This is a genomic window from Ilyobacter sp., assembly GCF_041583315.1.
In the GTDB taxonomy this organism is placed as follows: domain Bacteria; phylum Fusobacteriota; class Fusobacteriia; order Fusobacteriales; family Fusobacteriaceae; genus Ilyobacter.
On the sequence record NZ_JBFHGC010000291.1, the window covers coordinates 1 to 3685 of the forward strand.

General features: G+C 41.6%; 3 protein-coding genes. All 3 read right to left on the reverse strand.

Features of this window, described 5'->3' with window-relative positions; translation table 11 throughout:
• On the reverse strand, positions 1–2514 hold a 2514-nt coding region (locus ABZA26_RS10085), incomplete at its 3' end, for an efflux RND transporter permease subunit (RefSeq protein WP_372714395.1).
• Between the two features lies 1 nt (position 2515).
• Positions 2516–3277 carry an efflux RND transporter periplasmic adaptor subunit gene (locus tag ABZA26_RS10090; RefSeq protein ID WP_372714396.1) on the reverse strand — a complete coding sequence of 254 codons (762 nt, stop codon included), beginning with the start codon at positions 3275–3277 and terminating at the stop codon, positions 2516–2518.
• Positions 3278–3300: 23 nt separating this feature from the next.
• On the reverse strand, positions 3301–3685 hold a 385-nt coding region (locus ABZA26_RS10095), incomplete at its 5' end, for a biotin/lipoyl-binding protein (protein ID WP_372714397.1).

Genomic DNA, 3685 nt, shown 5'->3' on the forward strand with positions numbered 1-3685 from the left:
CTCGTTTAGCTGCTGTCCCTCCCCTCCGAATCCAAAGGAAACAGTCTGTGGAGGATTGAGTTTTTTAAACTCTTCAGCCATATAAATCTGTGCCTCTTTCAACGTATAGTCGTCTTCTAAGTTGGCAGATATGGTGACCTTTCTGATCTTGTTTTTTCTTTCTACCTGGGAAGCACCCTCCTCGATTTTTATACTTGCTACATCCCTTATTTTTATAGAGCTTCCCTGGGGAGTCTTTATTTTGGAGTCCAGAAATTTATCTATGGATTCTCGGAACTCTTTTGCCAGCTGGACAGTGACATCGATTTCTTCGTTGTCGGTCTTTATGGTAATTGGATCATCTCCCAGTATCTGATAACTCAGGGCCTGGGCTATCTCTGTGACTCGCAGTCCGTAAGACTGTGCCTTGTCTCTGTTTATTATTACCTTGGCCTGAGGCCCTCCACCCTCTATAGAGGATTTAAAGTCCACAAGTCCTTTTTTCTTTTTCATAACTTCAAAGATCTCTTTTGTGATGGATTCCATCTGGAGGTAATTTGAGGAATAGATTTCAAACTGGAAATCTCTCTCTGAATTTTGAGGCCCCCTGAAAACAGTAGTCAGGTTGAGTTTCACATCTGGTATTTTTGACAGGTCACTCCTCAGAGAATCCACTATGGCAAAGACGTCACGGGATCTGTCTTTTTTCTTTTTCAGCTCTACGTTTATTGCTATCTGGTCTGGATTTCCTGTGGTGCTGTATCTCACCATCTCATCATTTTCTTTTTCCTGTATCACTCTTTTTTCCAGGAGCTGAGAAGTACGTTCTGCCATGGAGAGCTCCATTCCTGATGGAAGCTCAGCTATTATGGTATACTGGCTTTCGTCCTGCTCGGGCATGAACTCGCCCCCTATATTTCCTGCTATAAAGAGTGATGCTATGAAGAGCATGATGGTGATGAAAAGTGTTTTCCATCTGTGAATCAGGGATATTTCCAGAAGCTTCATATATATTTTTCTTATCCTCTTTAATAATCTCCCGTCCTCACTGTGTTTCTCCTCTTTTTCCAGTATCTTGCTGGATATCATGGGGACAAAGGTAAGAGCCACAATAAGTGATGCCAACAGTGAAAATGAGATGGTATAGGACATATCACTGAAGATCTCTTTTGCTATGCCCTCTCTCAATACTATGGGAATAAATACAGCTACAGTGGTGGCAGTGGATGCCACTATCGGCATGGCAATCTCTCGTGCTCCCTCTCCTGCAGCTTCTGATGGGTTCTTTTTTAGTTCCTTATAATGTCTGTATATATTGTCTAGAACTACTACGGAGTTGTCCACCAGCATCCCCACTCCCAGGGAGAGGCCCATGAGAGATATGACATTGAGAGATATTCCCTTCATATCCATAAATGCAAAGGTGAATATTATTGAAGATGGAATGGCTAGAGCTATTATTGCAGTGGCTCTGAAACTCTTTAGGAAAATAAAAAGAATAATGGAAGCTAAGACAAGTCCTGTAAGGGCGTTATTTTTTACAGTGCTGATAGACTGATTTATAAACTTTGATGCGTCATAACCTACTGAAAGATATGTCTTTGCAGGGAGGTACGGAGAGAGTTCCTCTATATCTGCCTTTATACTGTCTGCTATATCTACGATATTACCATCTTCAGCCTTATTTACCATGACAGATACTGCAGGCTGTCCGTTTACCCTGTAAAAGGAATCCTGGTCTTTGTGGGTAAGAGTGACAGAAGCCACATCTTTCAGCCGGAGTATCTTTGAGTCTAAATTTGATATTACAATATTCTCTATCTGTGAAACATTTTCCAGCTCACCCTCTATTTTTACAAGGTAGCTTTTCCCACCTGATTTTGTTTCTCCTATTGGGATGTTTATATTTGACTGTTTTATGATATTGAATATATCCACAGAACTGAGATTATAGGAATCCAGTTTATAGGGATTTATCTCCACCAGTACCTCTTTTTCCAGTCCTCCCCTCACTGTGACATCTCCCACTCCCTTGACCCTCTGAAATCTGGGTTTTACCAGATTTTCAGCAGTGGATCTGAGGGAGACGATATCGTCCCCTATATAATCTACCAGTATAGAGGTCTCTGCCCCTATATCTATCTTGTCTGTGACAGGTTCATTGATATCGTCAGGAAGTTCACTCCTTATCTTGTTTACCTCTGTCTGTATGAGATCCACCTTATCATCAGAATTGGTCCCGTAGTCAAACTCAAGAACTATCTGAGATACCCCCTGACTTGAATAGGAATAAAAGTCTTTTATCCCCTCTACAAGGGAAACAGCATCTTCCAGTTTTCTGGTGACGAGCTTGTCCATATCCTCTGGAGATGCCCCGGGCCAGGTGGTCACCACAGTGGCCACAGGAATATTAAAATTCGGAAGCAAAGCCACAGGCATTTGTGAAAGACTGAGCAGACCGACGACTATCATCGTCACTATGAGCATGAGGGTAGTTGCGGGTTTTTTTATGGCAATTACCGGAATATCTCTCATACTATTCCACCTCCCTGATGCTGTCTCCGTTTTCTAGTAGATATTGTCCCTGCACCACTACCATATCTCCAGGAGATATTTCAGAAGAGATGATCTCATAGAGAGAATCTGACTCCATCCCTGTCTCTACACGGATAACCTTTGCTTCTCCGTCCTTTGCAAGGGCGATATAGCTGAGGAGGTCTTTTACCATGACGGCTTCCTTAGGAACTGCCAGGACATTTTTAGGATTTGACTGGAGTCTCACTTCAGAGTACATACCTTTTTTCAAGATCCCGTCGCTGTTGTCTAGGGATATTTTTACTGTGAATTTTTTTGTGACAGGATTGGCAGAGGGATTCACCTCGTATACTTTTCCGCTTACTGTCCTGGAAATATCAGGGATGTATACGGCCGTCTCTTTCCCGATAGAAATATTGGAGATATCTTCTCCCGGAACCCCCATCTCCACTTTCATGAGAGAGTCGTCTATTATACTGAAAAGAAATTTCTTTTCGTCAATATACTGATAGAGATCCAGGTCCATATCTGTGATCAGCCCGGAGATTTTAGCCTTTACCCTGAGGTCGTCATAGTCTTCCTTTGAGGCATTGAATTCAGCCAGAGACAACTGGTAGTCTGCTTCTGACATTGAGATATCATACTTCCAGCTTTGGTCATCTTTATATTTTTTGTAGAGCAGATAAGTGGCTTCTTTTTCTCTGACTCCTCCGTTTTTCAGTGATTCATATCTGACTTTTGCCTCTTGGAAAGAGCTTGTCATCTCATTATATTCTCTTTCAGAGATCAGCCTTTCTTTGTAAAGCTCCTCATTGCCTGCAAAGGTATTTTTTTCTCATTGAAATTCTTTTCTGCAGCAGCAAGGTCGCCTTTGGCTGAGATATAGGCAGATTTTGATTCTTCATATTTTCTGAGTATTTCGTCTTTCGAGAATTTTTTTGTTTTCCCAAGCTGAGATTTCTTATTTTCAATATCTGCTTTTGCTCTGAAATACCTTGAAGAGACAGTTTCATTTTTTATAGTGAGAATCACTTCACCTTTGGAAACCCTTTGGCCGTTTTTAAAATTTATCTCTACTATCTCTCCGCCTTTTTCAGTCACCTGCATCACCTGGGAGATAGGCTCTATATCAGAGTTGTCTACCACTCTCTTGTACATCTCTACACTTTGC

Bases quoted from the DNA above. Each gene is read 5' to 3' on its own strand.
- ABZA26_RS10090 (WP_372714396.1), bottom strand. From the start codon at position 3,277: ATGACAAGCTCTTTCCAAGAGGCAAAAGTCAGATATGAATCACTGAAA.